General features: G+C 57.5%; 14 protein-coding genes. 13 read left to right on the forward strand and 1 reads right to left on the reverse strand.

The annotated features are described in order from the left end of the window. The 3 genes from RT340_RS14275 to RT340_RS14285 all read left to right on the forward strand — a co-directional run. Positions 1–1346, forward strand: a 1346-nt coding sequence (locus tag RT340_RS14275; protein WP_313376652.1) for an EAL domain-containing protein, incomplete at its 5' end; no start/stop codon positions are given. 159 nt (positions 1347–1505) lie between these two features. Continuing rightward, positions 1506–3596: a bifunctional diguanylate cyclase/phosphodiesterase gene (locus RT340_RS14280; RefSeq protein ID WP_313376654.1), complete on the forward strand. Its 2091-nt coding sequence runs from the start codon at positions 1506–1508 to the stop codon at positions 3594–3596. 108 nt (positions 3597–3704) lie between these two features. Continuing rightward, positions 3705–5120 carry a PLP-dependent aminotransferase family protein gene (locus RT340_RS14285; RefSeq protein ID WP_211728564.1) on the forward strand — a complete coding sequence of 472 codons (1416 nt, stop codon included), beginning with the start codon at positions 3705–3707 and terminating at the stop codon, positions 5118–5120. Between the two features lie 171 nt (positions 5121–5291). Here the strand turns inward: RT340_RS14285 and RT340_RS14290 are convergent, their stop codons facing one another. Continuing rightward, positions 5292–5774, reverse strand: coding sequence for a YlaC family protein (locus tag RT340_RS14290; protein ID WP_097118122.1), 483 nt, complete (start codon positions 5772–5774; stop codon positions 5292–5294). 253 nt (positions 5775–6027) lie between these two features. Between RT340_RS14290 and RT340_RS14295 the strand changes: the two genes are divergently transcribed. The 10 genes from RT340_RS14295 to RT340_RS14340 form a co-directional block, all read left to right on the forward strand. After that, complete coding sequence (locus RT340_RS14295; RefSeq protein ID WP_034828453.1) at positions 6028–6642, forward strand: cupin domain-containing protein; 615 nt, start codon at positions 6028–6030, stop codon at positions 6640–6642. A 125-nt stretch (positions 6643–6767) separates the two neighbouring features. Continuing rightward, positions 6768–8207 (forward strand): circularly permuted type 2 ATP-grasp protein, encoded by a 1440-nt coding sequence (locus RT340_RS14300; RefSeq protein ID WP_097118120.1) that lies wholly within the window; start codon positions 6768–6770, stop codon positions 8205–8207. Beyond that, positions 8201–9130: an alpha-E domain-containing protein gene (locus RT340_RS14305; RefSeq protein ID WP_211728565.1), complete on the forward strand. Its 930-nt coding sequence runs from the start codon at positions 8201–8203 to the stop codon at positions 9128–9130. Before RT340_RS14300 ends, RT340_RS14305 begins: the two co-directional genes overlap by 7 nt. Continuing rightward, positions 9127–9927: a transglutaminase domain-containing protein gene (locus RT340_RS14310; RefSeq protein ID WP_034828459.1), complete on the forward strand. Its 801-nt coding sequence runs from the start codon at positions 9127–9129 to the stop codon at positions 9925–9927. Before RT340_RS14305 ends, RT340_RS14310 begins: the two co-directional genes overlap by 4 nt. A 21-nt stretch (positions 9928–9948) precedes the next feature. Next, positions 9949–10653 (forward strand): proteasome-type protease, encoded by a 705-nt coding sequence (locus tag RT340_RS14315; RefSeq protein WP_313376661.1) that lies wholly within the window; start codon positions 9949–9951, stop codon positions 10651–10653. 240 nt (positions 10654–10893) lie between these two features. Further along, on the forward strand, positions 10894–12612 hold the full coding sequence (locus RT340_RS14320; protein WP_097118117.1) for a lysophospholipid acyltransferase family protein: 1719 nt from the start codon (positions 10894–10896) through the stop codon (positions 12610–12612). Positions 12613–12734: 122 nt separating this feature from the next. Beyond that, entirely contained in the window at positions 12735–13802 is a 1068-nt protein-coding gene (locus tag RT340_RS14325) for an ABC transporter ATP-binding protein (protein ID WP_211728567.1), read from the forward strand. 24 nt (positions 13803–13826) lie between these two features. After that, positions 13827–14816, forward strand: a complete 990-nt coding sequence (locus RT340_RS14330; RefSeq protein WP_313376665.1) for an ABC transporter substrate-binding protein — start codon at positions 13827–13829, stop codon at positions 14814–14816. Between the two features lie 2 nt (positions 14817–14818). Continuing rightward, complete coding sequence (locus RT340_RS14335) at positions 14819–16561, forward strand: iron ABC transporter permease (RefSeq protein ID WP_211728568.1); 1743 nt, start codon at positions 14819–14821, stop codon at positions 16559–16561. Further along, the coding region (locus RT340_RS14340; protein WP_313376668.1) for an MBL fold metallo-hydrolase at positions 16549–16827 on the forward strand (279 nt) is incomplete at its 3' end. The genes RT340_RS14335 and RT340_RS14340, both read left to right, overlap by 13 nt.

The raw sequence follows: 16827 nt of genomic DNA on the forward strand, positions 1-16827 counted from the left end.
ACAGTGAACTGCGCCAGCTGGCGTTGCATGACAATCTCACCTCGCTTCCCAACCGCGTGCTGCTGGAGCAGCAATTGACGGCGCAGATCAAGCAAGCCACGTTGCAGGATGAGACTTTTGCGCTGATGTTTATGGATCTCGATGGCTTCAAAGCCGTCAACGATACCTGGGGCCATCACGTGGGCGATCGCCTGCTTATCGCGGTCGCCGAACGTCTGCGCGTGCAGCTGGGCGAGGGCGTGCTGCTGGCGCGACTGGGGGGCGATGAGTTTGTGCTGCTGTGTCCACAATACAATGATTTACAAGCCTCGGCGCTGGCGCAGCAGCTGGTGAATGCGATTGATGCGCCGTTTGAATTGGATCGTTATTCACTGCGGGTGTCGTTGAGTATCGGCATCGTGGTGTTCCCGCAGCACGGTCGTAGCCAGCAGGAGATGATGTTCAACGCCGACTCCGCCATGTATCACACCAAACACAGCGGCCGAAACGGCTGGTGTCTGTTTGAACCGATGATGAGCGCCGTGGCACAGCATCAGCTGGCGCTGGCGAATGACCTGTGGAATGCGCTGGAATACCAGGAAATGTGCCTGTTTTATCAGCCAAAATTCCGCGCAGGCGGCACGGTGCTCATGGGCTTCGAAGCGCTGCTGCGCTGGCAACATCCGCGTCGCGGATTACTGATGCCGGATATGTTCCTGCCGCGTGCGGAGAAAACCGGGCAAATCGTGGCGCTGGGCAATTGGGTGATCAACGAAGCGTGCCGTCAGTTAAAACAGTGGCACGATGAAGGCAACCGCGACTGGAGCGTGTCAGTTAACCTTTCGGCGTTGCAATTCCATCAGCGCGATCTCATCGACAGCTTGCGTCATGCACTGCTGCGCTATCAGCTGCCGGAGGGGGCGCTGATGCTGGAGATTACCGAGAATATCGCGATGCGCGACCCGCAGTTCAGCCAGCAGCGCATTGCAGAATTGCATCAGCTCGGCGTGAAAGTGGCGATCGATAACTTTGGTATCGGCTATGCCAATTTACTGCATCTGAAACATCTGGAAGCCACCGAACTGAAAATCGACCGCGCCTTTATTAACAGCCTGCGTGCCGACAGCGAGGACGCCACCGTCGTGAGCGCGATGCTGACGCTGGCACAAAGTCTCAATCTGCGCATGGTGGCCGAAGGGGTAGAAACCGAAGAACAGCAGCGTCTGCTGACCGGGCTCGGTTTTGACACGCTGCAGGGCTATCTGCTGGGCAAGCCAACACCGGCGGAGCGTATCGGTGAATTTACCGCTGTGTTTAATGCACCGCCACTGTTTGCTGAGCACCCGCTGCCCTTAACCAGCGCCTGATAAATCATTTTTATTTTCTTCCGCATCGGAAGGTTTCATCGTTCAAAGACTCAAATCGGCAGTGTTCCTGCCGATAAAACACACCATAAAACCTATAGCGTTGACTTTTTTTCATAACACCACAGCTGATTGATAACGGCTTTAACTTGGGAAATCACTATGTTAGTGACTTCGTACGATTCGTTTACCGTCATCGTTTCCATTCTGGTGGCGATGCTGGCCTCGTTTACCGCGCTGGATATGGCGGGACGCGTGGCTTCTTCAACTGGCAAGGTGGCGCTGGTTTGGTTATTAGGCGGTGGATTCGCCATGGGCGTAGGCGTCTGGGCGATGCATTTCATCGGCATGCTGTCGATGAGCCTGGATATGGTGATGAGCTACGATCCGCTGCTGACGGCGACGTCGATGGCAGTGGCAATCCTGGCATCAATTTTTGCCTTGTGGCTGGTGTGCTCATCGCATGATTTATCCTGGCGGCGCTTAACGGGCGGGGCTTTGGTGCTCGGTTCCGGCGTGGTCGCCATGCACTACATGGGCATGGCCGCGCTGATGTTTGCGCCGGGCATCGTCTGGAATTGGGGCTGGGTCGCCGCTTCAGTGGTGATTGCGCTGGTGGCATCGGGGGCGGCCCTGTTGCTGGCCTTTAACCTGCGCGAAGGACATGGTCGCGTGAACATTCTGCGTCTCGGTGCTTCGGTGGTAATGGGCTGCGCCATTGCTGGCATGCACTACACCGGTATGGCCGCGGCCAGCTTCCCGATGATGAGTCATGCCACGCACATGGGCGTTAACAGCAACTGGCTGGCGATTGTGGTCACCGTGGTGACGCTGGCGATCCTCGGCATTACGTTGCTGGTTTCGATGCTGGATGCACGCCTGCAAGCGCGCACCTCCATCCTTGCGCACTCGCTGGCGGAAGCCAATCGCGAGCTGGCGCAACTGGCTCTGCACGATAACCTGACGCGCCTGCCAAACCGTATTTTGCTGGAAGATCGTCTGGAGCAATCGATCAACAAAGCCAATCGCGAGAAGTCGCAGTTTGCGCTGATGTTCATGGACTTGGATGGCTTCAAAGCGGTCAATGACGCCTTTGGTCACCATGTGGGTGACAACCTGCTGATTGCCGTGGCCGAGCGCATGATCGGCCAGATGAAAGGGCACTACACGCTGGCACGTATGGGCGGTGACGAGTTCGTGCTGCTGATCGAAATCGATGAGCCCAATGACGCCGCAGCGGTAGCGGATGCATTGGTGAAAGCGGTCGATCGCCCGTTTGATATTTCACGCTATGAGCTGGTGGTGTCACTGAGTATCGGCATCGCGGTCTATCCCGGCGACGGTCAAGATGATCGCGAGCTGATGTTTAACGCCGATGCGGCGATGTATCACACCAAAAACAATGGTCGTAACGGCTACAACTTCTTCCAGCCGTCGATGAATACCCTCGCGCAGTCGCAGCTACAGCTGAATAACGATCTGTGGCAAGCGCTGGATAACGAAGAGTTACGTCTGTTCTATCAGCCAAAATACTGTGCGCCGAGCGGCCCGATTCTCGGCTTTGAAGCCCTGTTACGTTGGGAGCATCCGACACGCGGTTTGCTGGCACCGGACAAATTCCTGCCGATTGCCGAGAAGACCGGCATGATCATCAACATCGGTAACTGGGTGATTAACGAAGCCTGCCGTCAATTGCACTGCTGGCATCTGCAGGGCCATCCACACTGGTCGGTCGCGGTGAATCTCTCCGCGCTGCAGTTTGAGCAGAGCAACCTGGTGGAAACCGTGACGCTGGCGCTGGCGAAGCATCTGATCCCGGCCGAATTGCTGACGCTGGAAGTGACGGAAACCACGGCGATGCGTGATCCGGAAGAGAGTGTGCGTATCATGACGCAACTGACGGATATGGGCGTGAAAGCCTCGATCGATGATTTCGGCACCGGTTACTCCAGCCTGCTTTATCTCAAACGTTTGCACGCCAGTGAGTTGAAGATCGACCGCGCGTTCGTCAATGAACTGCAGGCAAAATCGGAAGATGCCACCATCGTTTCCGCCATTGTGGCACTGGCGCAGTCACTGGATCTCAAAGTGGTGGCGGAAGGGGTGGAAACGCAGGATCAACAAGCGTTCCTCACCGGCCTGGGTTGCGATACCTTGCAGGGGTATTTGCTGGGCAAACCGGTGCCGCCGGAACGCATCCACGAACTGCCGAACTTTGTCGAAAATGAGCAGCAGCTGGTGCAGCTGCCGTAAGGGCATGTGTGCGATGATGGTCTCATCCCAACCATCCCCTCTCGCGCTTGCGGGAAGGGGCCAGGGTGAGGGAAAATAGCCGCACTCATTTCCCATATCGGAGCCAGGGTGGCGAAATATCAGCAGTTGGTCGATCAACTTCGTAAGCAGATCGAAGCGCGCATCTGGCCGCCGGGCGAAAAGCTGCCGTCATTACGTCAGCAGGCGGAGCAGAGCGGCCTTAGCCTGATGACGGTGATGCACGCCTATGAAGTGCTGGAAAGCCAGGGCTGGATCCTGTCAAAACCGCAATCCGGATACTACGTTGCGCCTCGTGCTGCCGAAAGCCGCCCACGTTTGCCGACACAGGCGATTGCCAAAACCGAGCAGGCGGACACCAACAGCTTCGTGTTTGATGTGCTGCAAGCCACGCGTGACCCTGGCATCATGCCGTTTGGCTCTGCCTTTCCCGATCCCGAACTCTTTCCGCAGCGTCAGTTGATGCGCTCGCTGGTCAAAGTCTCGCACAATCTGAAACCCAGTGATGCCTTGAATAACCTGCCGCCCGGCAACGAAGCGCTGCGGAAAATTCTGGCGCAACGTTATGCCCAGCAGGGCATCACCTTGTCGCCGGACGATATCGTCATCACCAACGGCGCGATGGAAGCGCTCAACCTCAGCCTGCAAGCGGTGACCGAACCCGGTGATTGGGTGGTGATTGAAAATCCTTCTTTCTACGGTGCCTTGCAGGTGATTGAACGCCTGAAACTGAATGCGATTGCCATCGCCAGCGATGTTGAGCAGGGCATCGATCTCGACGAGCTGGAGCAGGCATTGCAACGCTGGCCGGTCAAAGCCTGCTGGCTGATGACTAACCGACAAAACCCGCTGGGCTTTACCCTGAGCGCTGAACGAAAACAACAGTTGGTCACTCTGCTGTCGCGCTACCAGGTCGCGATGATTGAGGATGACGTTTACAGCGATCTCTACAGCGGCCACGACAAGCCTTTGCCCGCCAAAGCTTTTGATCGCGAGGGGAATGTGCTGCATTGCGGCAGCTTTTCGAAGAACCTGGTAGCGGGATTTCGCGTCGGTTGGGTGGCGGCCGGGCGCTATGCACAGCGCGTACAGCGTATTCAGCTCATGAGTACGCTCTCCACCAGCGCGCCGATGCAGCTGGCATTGGTCGACTTCCTCAGCACCCGCAGTTACGACACGCATTTAAAGAAGCTGCGCCAGACGCTGGCAAAGCGTAAGCAACTGGCCCAGCAAGCATTGCGCCGTGTGCTGCCTGCTGATGCGCAGATCGGTGATACGCCGGGCGGCTATTTCCTGTGGATTACGCTGCCGGAACAGATCAATACGACGCAGCTTTATCATCTGGCGTTGAAAGAGGGCATCAGCATCGCGCCCGGTCAGCTGTTCTCGGGCAGTGAAGGATTCAGCCACTGTTTTCGCTTCAACACCGCCTGGCCGTGGGATGCGCGCGCCGAGGCGGCGGTGGAGACGTTAGGGAAATTGATTGCTCAGTTGGCGTCGGCTTAAGGGCTCTGCCGCAAAATGTTGGCCCCCGAGACGACTGACCACAAAGGATGACCAATGTGGTCAGTCTGAATTGTCATCAATGTGCCGGTTGTACCTGCAGGGCAACCTGACAACATCGCGTCAGATTTTTGTAGCCTGTGCTGTCTCGCATCTCGTGCAAGACGATATTCATCAGATAGTTGCTGCCTGCTTATTGCCCCATGTCAGGTAATAAACATCATAAAAATCCACCTCACCTTTCTGCTTCATCAGGCGATCGATGCCGCTGCGCACGCGGTCGGGCGTGCCGGGATTTTCCACGATCTTATCCAGCGCCTGCTGCGAAACCGGCTGCACATAATACCATTCACCGTTGTAGCACACGCGCAAATCCAGCGTGTCGATATCCTCAAAGCGGTATTTGGGGTTGATATCCATCAGCATCAGGAAGCTCATCACCAATACAAAGGCGGTGGCGAACCAAAACGCTGGCCAGCCAAGCATGTCGGTGGAGAAGATCAGCGCCACGCACAGCGCGTAACACAGATACATGATCGCCCACAGCCCCGGATGGGTTTTAAGGAATGATAAGCTAAAGCGTGGCAGATTATCGCGCTGGCCTTCACGGTTAAGCGTGGCGATTTCATCGAGCAGAATTTGTTTGATCGCTTCCATAGTTCACCTCTGAATGTTACTGCCTGCCAGTTAATCACATAACAGTGAAGCGAATCAGATACAGAATTGAGGTGTTTTTTTATAACAGTTTATTGGCGGCTTTTCCGGTCCCACAAAATGTTAAATATGTTGCCAGGTAATTTGGCTTTAGTAAGGTAAATCATTCTTTTATGTGAATTTTGTCGGCGGGCGCACATTGTAATGCCGTCGGGGTTTGCCACAATTAAGCAACGTGGCTTCCCGGAGAAAGAGTATGACTGCCAACACTTCCAGCCTGCTGTTACTGATGTCTTTCGCCGCCGGTACCTTTTCTGCAGGTTCATCAAATAATCCGCAGCATTTGATGCTGTCGCAGCCCTCAGGCGGTGTGCCTAACAATCTGCTGCCGCTGATCATCTGGCCCGGCATTGCGCCTGACTATGATGAGGAGCTGCAAAGCAACAGCGCCGAATGGTTTGAAAAAACCTTCACGGCTAACGGCTGGCCGGCCGCGTGGCGCGCGCCAATCTTCCCTTACACCCATTACCATCCCAACACCCATGAAATTCTGGGCGTCGCGTCGGGCTGGGCGGAAGTGCTGTTTGGCGGCGATAGCGGCCGTATGGTGACGCTACGTGAGGGTGATGCGGTGCTGATCCCCGCCGGTGTCGGCCATAAACAGGTGTTCGCCTCAGACGATTTTTTCGCCGTTGGCGCCTATCCTGAAGGGATGTCCCCGGAAACCGTGCGTGATGAACCTTCTCGTTTACGCGCGGCGAAAGATCAGATCGCGCGCGTACCTTTGCCGCATCGCGATCCTTTCACGGGGGGCGATGGAGCGATGACGGATATCTGGCTGCCAATTGCGCAGCAGCTAATGCACCAGTAAGGTGCAATCTGAGTGTTATTCGGCGCTGCTCCACTATCGGGGTGCGTGTGCCGTTTGGGGCGTGAGCCTCTGGCACACTTTGTGCAGGAGAGGATCCAGGTCCTCTGACAAGCGCCGGGTAAATCATGAAAGAAAGCTACCAGATAGCGTCACACTTCTATGATGAGATGTTATTGAGCAACGGCGAACACCGTGCGCACTATCAGCATTACTGGGAGTGGTTACAACAGGCGGACAAAGAGGCTGTGGCGCGGAAACGCGAAGAAGCGGAACTGCTGTTTCATCGCGTGGGCATCACCTTCAACGTCTATGGTGAAGACGGCGGCGCGGAGCGGCTCATCCCGTTCGATAGCGTGCCGCGTATTATTCCGGCCAGTGAGTGGGCGATGCTCGATCGCGGCATCCGCCAGCGCGTGCAAGCCCTGAATGCCTTCCTGCATGATATCTACCATCAACAACACATCCTCAAGGCGGGGATCGTGCCTGCCGAGCAGGTGCTGGTAAACGATCAATATCAGCCCTGCATGCAAGGTGTCGATCTGCACCGCAACATCTATGCGCACATCACCGGTGTCGATATGGTGCGCAACAACGACGGCGAGTACTACGTACTGGAGGACAATCTGCGCACGCCTTCTGGTGTCTCCTACATGCTGGAGAACCGCAAGATGATGATGCGCCTCTACCCGGAACTGTTCGTCGAGCAGCATATTGCGCCGGTAGAACGCTATCCTTCACACCTGCTGCAAACCCTGCGCGAAAGCTCACCGGTCAACGATCCGGTGGTAGTGGTGCTGACGCCGGGCCGCTTCAACAGCGCCTACTTCGAACACAGTTTCCTTGCGCAGCAGATGGGCGTTGAGCTGGTGGAAAGTGCCGATCTGTTTGTCAAAGACGGTGCGGTGATGATGCGCACCACCGCCGGGCCGTGCAAAGTCGATGTGATCTATCGCCGTATTGATGATGCGTTCCTCGATCCGCTGGCGTTCCGTCCCGATTCGATGCTCGGCGTGCCGGGCCTACTGTCGGTGTATCGCTCCGGTAACGTGGTGTTGGCCAATGCCATTGGCACTGGCGTGGCCGATGACAAATCGATCTACCCTTATGTGCCGGATATGATCCGCTTCTATCTGGATGAAGATCCGATCCTCAACAACGTGCCGACCTGGCAGTGCCGCAAGCCGCAGGATCTGACTTACGTCCTCGCCAATCTCAGCAAAATGGTGGTGAAAGAGGTACACGGCGCCGGCGGTTACGGCATGTTGATTGGCCCGGTGGCCAGCCAGCAGGAGCTGAGTGATTTTCGCGATCGTTTGAAAGCACGCCCGGAAAACTATATCGCGCAGGACACGCTCTCGCTCTCCACCTGCCCGACGTTTATCGACAACGGCCTGGCGCCGCGTCATATCGATTTGCGTCCCTTTGCCTTATGCGGTGCGGATATTCGTTTAGTGCCGGGTGGCTTAACCCGCGTGGCGCTGACCGAAGGTTCGCTGGTGGTGAACTCATCGCAGGGCGGTGGCACCAAGGACACCTGGGTTCTGGAGGATGACGCATCATGCTAAGCCGCACGGCCAGTGGCCTCTATTGGATGGCGCGCTATCTGGAGCGCGCAGAACAACTTGCCCGGGTGCTGGATGTCACCAACCGGCTTTCGCTGATGCCGGTGCGTAACAGCCAAACCGATGAGCTGTTGTTGCCGCTCAATCTCACCGGCACGCGCCAGCTGTTTGAAACCCTGAACGGGCGTTTCACCATGCCGCAGCTGTTTAACTTTTTCGCCCTCGACGATCGCAACCCTAGCAGTATTTTTAGCTGCTGGCAGGAGGCGTGGAACAATGCGCACGCGGTGCGCGGCAGTTTGTCGTCCGAGGTGTGGGAGAGCATCAACTCAACGTGGATTGAGATGCGTAACATGCGGCGACGCGGCATCACCAGCGCCAACGCCGACAGCTTTTTCGACTGGGTTAAAGAGCGCTCCCACCTGTTTCGTGGCGCGATGTTCGGCACCTTGCTGCGCGGCGATGCGATGTGCTTTATCCGCATCGGCACGCTGATGGAGCGCAGCGACGGCACCGCGCGTTTGTTGAGCGTCAACCAGCAACTGCTGGAGCAAAACCCCGATTCGGTGCGGGAATACTACTGCCTCGATACCTTGCTGCGTGCGGTGTCGGCGCGTGAAGCCTATAACGCGATCTTTAAGCAGCAGCTGATGCCGGATCTGGTGAATGAGATGCTGATCCTGCGTAACGAAAGCCCGCGTTCGCTGCACTCCTGCATTGAGGAGATCGCCAACCAGCTGGAACAGATCGGCAGCAGCGGTGAGGATCGTCCACGCTATCTGGTGACGGTGCTGTTAGCCGAAATGCGCTTCAGCACCTGGGAGAGTTTGACGCGTGACGGGTTGTACAGCTGGCTTAATCACTTTCTCACGCAGACCAATGCGCTGGCAGAAAGCATCAATCAGACCTACCTGGAGGCGAAATGAGACTGAACATCGAGCACAAAACCTGGTATGCCTATGAGCATCAGGTCAAACTCAGCACCCAGTATCTGCGCCTGACGCCGCAAAACTCGGTGCACCAGCAGATTCTGTCATGGGATCTCGATTTACCGTGCGAAGCCACGCGCACCCTGGATGCTTACGGCAACGTGTTGCATGTGCTGACGCTGGATACGCCACATCAGCAACTGGAGATTGCCGCGCGCGGGGTGGTGGAAATTCTGGATGAAGGGGAGTATTCCCCCGACCCTGAATCGATCCTTTCGCCATTGGTGTTTCTGCGCGCCACGCCATTAACCTTGCCCGATGCGGCGATACGCGATTTCGCACAGCGCTACTGGCACGCGGAAAAACCGCTCGCCAGCCTGGAAAAACTGATGGATGAGCTGCTGTTAAAAATGCCGTACCAGCCAGGCAGCACCCAGGTGAGTGATACCGCAGCGAAAGTATTTGCGGCGGGCAGCGGCGTTTGCCAGGATCACAGCCATGTGTTTCTGGCTTGTTGTCGCAGTCTCGGGATCCCGGCGCGCTATGTCAGCGGCTATCTTTATACGGACAATGTAGAACACGTTGCTACTCACGCCTGGGTTGAAGCCTGGCTGGATGGCAGTTGGCACAGCTTTGATATCACCAACAATACGCGCAGTACGCGCCAGCATTTACGTCTGGCGGTGGGTGTGGATTATCTCGATGCTTGTCCGGTGCGCGGTATGCGGCTGGGTGGCGGCGGTGAGGATATGCTGGCGATGGCCGCGGTGCAGCAGGTGCATGCGCAGCAGTGATATTTTTTTGCAGGCGTGACTATGACTTATTGTGTGGCAATGCGTTTATCGTCAGGGATGATTTTTGTATCGGATTCACGCACCAACGCGGGCGTCGATCATATTTCCACGTTCCGTAAATTACATGTGTTTCAGGTGGATGATGAACGCACGCTGGTGCTGCAAAGCGCCGGTAATCTGGCGACCACGCAAAGCGTGATGAGTTTGCTACGGCGTAATAACCACGACAGCGACCAGCCCAATCTGCTGAATGGGCGCTCGCTGTATGACATTGCGCTGCTGGTGGGGGAAACCCTGCGTGAAGTGATCAAACGTGATGGCGAAGAGTTTGGTGGCACGCTGCTATTAGGGGGGCAGATTCGTGGTGAAGAGCCGCGCCTGTTCCAGATCTATCCGCAGGGCAACTTCATTGAAGCCAGCGTGGATACGCCTTATTTCCAGATTGGTGAAAGCAAGTACGGCAAGCCGATTATTGATCGCGTATTGCGTTATGAGACCCCGCTCAGCCAGGCGATGCAGTGTGCGCTGATTTCCATGGACTCGACGCTGGCGAGTAATATTTCGGTGGGCCTGCCGCTGGATGTGATGGTGTATCACACCGACAGCTTCAAAGATAACGAACAGCATCATATTACCGAACAGCAACCTTACTTTTCGCAGATTCGTCAGTTGTGGAGCAAAGGCTTGTTGAGCGTGTTCTCACAATTGCCGCCGTTAAAACTTTAACCGCTCACGCACGATGAATCGGGCGGTGCCACACCATCGATAAGTGGTTGTCTTTTCAGGGGCGGCTTCTGCCGCTCGCTGGCTCGACAATCCTCTATACGGTTCGCTAGCGGTGCCATTACTGACTAACGCCCTGCGTTTCCCCCCGTTATTTCCGTTTCGCTTTCTCACTGGTCATAAATCTGAAAACAAGCCTGTTTAACTTCGGTGCCATAAACCTCTGCGCACAAAAGGTGAATGATGTTTTCTGTTGATCAGCTTCTCGATACTTACTGGCCAGGCCATCACCCCGCGAACTGGCAAAAAAGCCTGTTGAAATGGGCGGTTCGCGAACATGAATTCCAATCTTTTGCTGACCGTTATCGCCACCTGAAAGGGGTGGATATGGTCGAGCAAGTGCTGGAGCACCTGGATGTGCGCTGTGAATTAAGTGAACGCGATTTGGAGCAGATCCCGACCAGCGGTCCGGTGGTGATTGTCGCCAACCATCCGCTCGGTGCGCTGGACGGACTGGCGCTGCTGGCGGCCGTGTCTCAGGTGCGTCGTGATGTGAAAATCGTGGCAAACCGCATGCTGATGATGCTGGAGCCGATCAACAATCTGATGTTGCCGGTGGATAACATGGGCAACCGCACCAGTCGCGAACAGCTGACGCGCATGCAGCAGCATCTCGACAATCAGGGCGCACTGATTATCTTCCCGGCGGGTGAAGTGTCGCGCCTTTCGAGCCGTGGTGTGCGCGATAACCGCTGGCATCACAGCTTCCTGCGCCTGGCCGCCCGTGCTCGTGCGCCGATTGTTCCGGCACACGTCGTCGGACGTAATAGCCTTGCGTTCTATGCCGCCGCCAAAATCGCCTCACCGCTGGCGCTGCTGATGCTGGTGCGCGAGATGTTCCGCCAGCGTGGATCGCGCATCAAGCTGCACATTGGCGAGCAGATCCCGTTTGCCAACTGGCACGATGGCCACACGCCGGGCAAAGAGCTGGCGAAACGGCTGCGCAAGCACTTATATCGCATTGGTCAGGGCCGTCGTGGTCTGTTCCAGACTGAAGCGGCGATTGCGCGCCCGGAAGATCGTGCCGAACTGAAAAAAGCGCTGATGGAGAGTGAGCGTCTCGGCTCGCTGCCGGATGGCAAACAGATTTACCTGTGGCGTCGTAACGGCGCGACCTGGGTGCCGCTGCTGCGTGAACTCGGACGCCTGCGTGAAATCGCCTTCCGCGCGGTGGGCGAGGGCAGCGGTCGCCGCCGTGACCTCGATAAATACGATGACGATTACTATCACCTGATTCTGTGGGATGACGATGCGCTGGAGATTGTGGGCGCTTATCGCTTTATTCCGGGTGCCGAGCAGCTGGAGCGTCGTGGTCTGGAAGGCATCTACAGCGACAGCCTGTTCCACTACGACGAGCGCATGTTGCCGATCATCAATCAGGGCCTGGAGCTGGGTCGCAGCTTTATCCAGCCCGCCTACTGGGGCAAACGCGGCCTGGATTATCTGTGGATGGGCATTGGTGCCTATATCGCCAAATACCCGGAGACCCGTTACCTGTTCGGTCCGGTGTCGATCTCCGGCGGTATGCCGCTGGCGGCGCGCGATCTGCTGGTGGCGTTCTACCGCATGTACTTCCCGACTGAATTGCCGCTGGCAAAATCGCGCCGTCCTTATCCGGCCTCGCTGCCGGAGGTGCTGGCGCAGTTTACCGGTGATAACTATGCGGAAGACTTGCGTCGTCTGAAGCATCTGCTGGCAAATCTCGGCACCGCGATTCCCACGCTCTACAAGCAGTACTCGGAAGTGTGTGAACCGGGCGGAGTGCAGTTTATCGATTTCGGCAGCGATCCTGATTTCAACAACTGTATCGACGGGCTGGTGCTGGTGGACCTGTCACGCGTGAAGCCATCACGCTATGAGCGCTACATCGGCATGCATTTGCAGGTTGAAAGCGTCGAATAAGTAGCAGGGAGGCTTTAGGGCCTCCCGTTTTGTTTGAGCACGGAAACGTCAAATCGATGTCACGGGATCGTCATCTGATTGTCGTAGGGTCTTAGCCGGACTGTCAGATAAAGGCCAGAAACATGGCAACGATCATACTTCGCGGGTTAAGCAAAGCCTTTGCTGCCCAGCCGGTACTTCAGGATATCTCGCTGCAGATTGCGCAGGGAGAGTTCATCGCCGTTCTGGGTCCTTCGGGCTGCGGCAAAACCACCTTATTACGTCTGCTGGCGGGCTTTGAAACCGCTGATGCCGGTGAAATCCACGTCGGTGAGCGCTGCTTTGCTGCGCCGGGCGTGCACCTGCCGCCGGAAGATCGCCAGCTCGGCGTGGTGTTCCAGAGCTATGCGCTGTGGCCACATATGACGGTGGCGGAAAACGTCGCCTACAGCCTGAAAGTCAACGGCGTGGCGCGCCATGAGCGTGACAGCCGCACGCAGCAGGCGCTGGAACTGGTGGGATTAGAAAACTTTGCCTCGCGCCGTCCTTCCGATCTTTCCGGTGGACAGCGTCAGCGTGTGGCGTTAGCCCGCTGTCTGGTCGCTAAACCGACGCTGGTGCTGCTCGATGAGCCATTGGCCAACCTAGATGTGCACCTGCGCGCTACCATGGAAGAGGAGTTTCGACGCTTCCATCGCCACAGCCACGCCACCTTGCTCTACATCACCCACGATCAGCACGAAGCGATGGCGCTGGCCGACCGCATTGTCGTGATGGACAGCGGCCGCGTGATGCAGTTCGCCACGCCGCAAACCCTGTGGCGTGAACCGGCGAATGCAATGGTGGCGGGATTTATCGATGACGGCAAAGTGCTGCCGGTCAGCGATATCGAACCTACCGGCGAGGGCAAAGCGCTCGCCACGTTGTGCGGTCTGCGCGTCACCTTGCGCTGTGCGGCCGAACAACGCCCGATGCCCCATGGCAAAGCCAGTTTTCATGCGGTGGATTTCCGTCTCGCTGAACCGGGTGAACCGCAGTTTGCGGCACGCGTGCAGCGGGTGATCTATCGCGGCAGCCATTACCAAATTGATGTTGCACCCATCGAGGCACCAGACCACAGCATCACGCTGCAGCTGGCCGATGCCGCTTTACCCGTTGTTGACGCGACCCTTGGTGTGGCGCTGCGCGACGGTTGGATTCTTCCTTCATAACGTTCAAACCTTAGGGAAATTGCTATGCGCACGTCTTTTAACGCTTTGATGTTAGCCAGTGGATTAGTGTTTGCCGCCACCAGCCACGCCGATGATGCCCCGTCCGGCAAGCTGGTGATTTACACCTCACAGGCACCGGAAATCGCGCAGCAAACCGTGGACGCGTTCAAAGCCGCGTACCCGAAAGTCGAAGTGGAGTGGACGCGTAACGGCACCACACAGCTGATGAACGTATTGCAGACCGAGATGATGAGCGGTGGCGCTAAGCCAGATGTGCTGCTGATTGCCGATGCCATCAACCTTGGCGCGTTGAAGAATCAGAACCAGCTCTACAGCTACAAAGATGCGCCACTGAGCCACATCAATCCGTCGTTCTACGACAAAGACAAAAGCTTCTTTGGCACCAAAATCATCGCCACGGTGATTGCTTATAACACCCAGCACGCACAGCCGATTGACAGCTGGAACGCGCTAGCGGTAGAGGCCAATAAAGGTCAGATCGCCATGCCAAGCCCGCTCTACTCTGGTGCGGCGCTGTACAAGCTGCACACCGATATCAACACGCCAACCATCGGATGGAACTTCTACAAGAAGCTGGCAGCGATTGGTGTGGCTCCGCAGGGCGGCAATGGCCCGGCGCTGAAAGCGGTGGCCAGCGGACTGGATAAGTACGGCATCATCACTGATGCTGACGTGATTCTGGCGAAGAAAAAAGGCTCGCCAGTCGATCTGGTGTACCCGAAAGAGGGCGTCTCTTACGTGACGGAGCCGGTAGCGATCATGAAGTCGGTGCACAACCTGCCCGCCGCTAAAGCCTTCGTAAACTTTATGCTGTCTGAGCAAGGCCAGAAGCTGGTGGTCGAGCAGGGTAACCGTCCGGTGGACGATCGTGTTTCTGCACCGGCCAGCTTTACGCCCATTAATAAAATCAAACTGCTGACCCCTGACGTGGCGAAAGCCATCAAGGAAGATGCCACGGTGCGCGATCAGTTCACCGCAATGTTTGGCGGCTAAGCATGAGCGTGGTGAGCAACGAATGGCGTAACGCGACGCGTGGCGGCCAACGCTGGCGTCTCAACAGCGAAAAGCTGATCCTGGCGCTGATGGTGCTGCTGATTGGTTTGCTGTCTGTCGCGCCGCTGCTGCGACTGGTGTGGACGGCGATTGCTCCTCAGGGCGTGCCGGACATGGCTCGGTTAACGCGCTTGGTAGCCAGCGACCGCGTGCTGATTGCCAGTGGCAATACGTTGCTCATCGCCTTTAGCTCGACCCTGATTTCGGTGCTGCTCGGCGCCGCCGCCGCCTGGCTGGTGGCGCTGAGCGATTTGCGCGCCAAAACCGCCTGGGTGTTTGCCTTTATCCTGCCGCTGATGATTCCGCCGCAGGTCACGGCGCTGGCGTGGCTGCAGGCGCTGGCACCGTCCAGCCCGTTAGCGCTGCTGTTTGGTTCGCTCGGCTTGCCGTGGTTTGCGCCCGGCGAACAGCCGCTCTATTCGCTGAGCGGCATCGTGCTGCTGCTCGGTACACACAACGCGCCACTGGTGTTTCTCACCGTGCGCGCGGGTTTACGTCGCTTACCGGCCGATTTAGTCGAAGCGGCACAGATTAGCGGCGCGTCCAGGATGCGCGTGCTGTTCACCATCATTCTGCCGCTGGCGCGTCCGGCGATCTTTGCCGGGGCCGCGCTGACCTTTGTCGCCGCTGCCGGTAACTTCGGTATTCAGGCGATGCTGGGTATTCCCGCCCGCGTGCCGACACTGATCACGCTGGTCTATCAGCAGCTCAACGGCATTGGTCCGAGCGCCTTACCCAATACCGCCGTTTACGCGCTGCTGATTGCCGTGATCACGCTGGCGGGTATGGCGGCCAGCGCCTGGCTCGGTGGGCGTCATGATGTGCGCGTCAACGGTGCGCCGCGCCTGTGGCAGCAAACGCTAGGGCGCGGGCGCATGGCGATTGAAGGTACCGCCTGGCTGTGGATGGTGCTGACGCTGCTGCTGCCGGTCAGTGCGCTGCTGATCACTGCACTCACCAGCGGATATGGTCAGGCACTCACCTGGCAAACGCTGACCCTGGAGAACTTCCGCAGCGCGCTATGGGGCTACCCAGCGGTGCGCCACGCCTTTATGACCAGCCTCGGGCTAACCACGCTGGCGGCGATGATTTTGACGTCCACCGCGCTGTTCCTGGCGTATTTCCTCAGCTGGCGACGGACCAAACTGTTGCGCGGCCTGTGGCTGGCCAGTGAACTCACCTATGCCTTGCCGGGCATTGTTACCGGTGTCGCCGCGATGCTGTTCTTCCTGCGGCCGCTGCCGATAATCAATGTGTCGCTGTATGGCACGGTGTGGATCATCCTCGCCGCGTATCTGGCGAACTTCCTTGCGCTGGTGCTGCGCCCGACCCTGGCAGGCTTCGCGCAACTGGAACCAGCGCTGGATGAGGCGGCACGCTTGTGCGGTGCCAGCTTTATGCGCCGCATGCGCGATATTTTACTGCCGCTGGCTGCGCCTTCTGCGCTGGCGGGCACGGTGCTGGTGTTCCTCACCGCACTGAATGAAATCCAGGTTTCGGTATTGCTGGTCACCTCGCAAACCCAAACCATCGGACCCACCATCGTGTTCCTCGACGAAGGGGGCTCCGCCTCGCTGGCGGCCGCGGTAGGCTGCCTGATGATTCTGGTCGTGTGTTTGCTGATGGGATTGGCAACGCGGCTGGCGCGGCGCCTGCCGCAAGGGGTTTTACCATGGCAAGCTTAACGGTTATCAGCGGTGTGGGCGGCAAGCTGCCCGCGGCCTTTTTGGTTGAGATGGAAGGCTATCGCCTGCTGTGGGATCTCGGCGCCGGTCCGCAACCCGGCGTGCGCCCGGATATCCGCGCCATTGGCCGGGTTGATGCGTTGTGTTTGACCCACTCGCACATTGATCACGCCGCCTCGCTCGACTGCTGGGCGCAAATCGGCTCACCGCCGGTGTACGCCACCGAGCAAACCTGGTTGCAGTTGGCTAACGTCGCGGTGCCGATG

This window comes from Pantoea sp. CTOTU50773 (assembly GCF_032082325.1).
GTDB lineage: Bacteria > Pseudomonadota > Gammaproteobacteria > Enterobacterales > Enterobacteriaceae > Pantoea > Pantoea communis.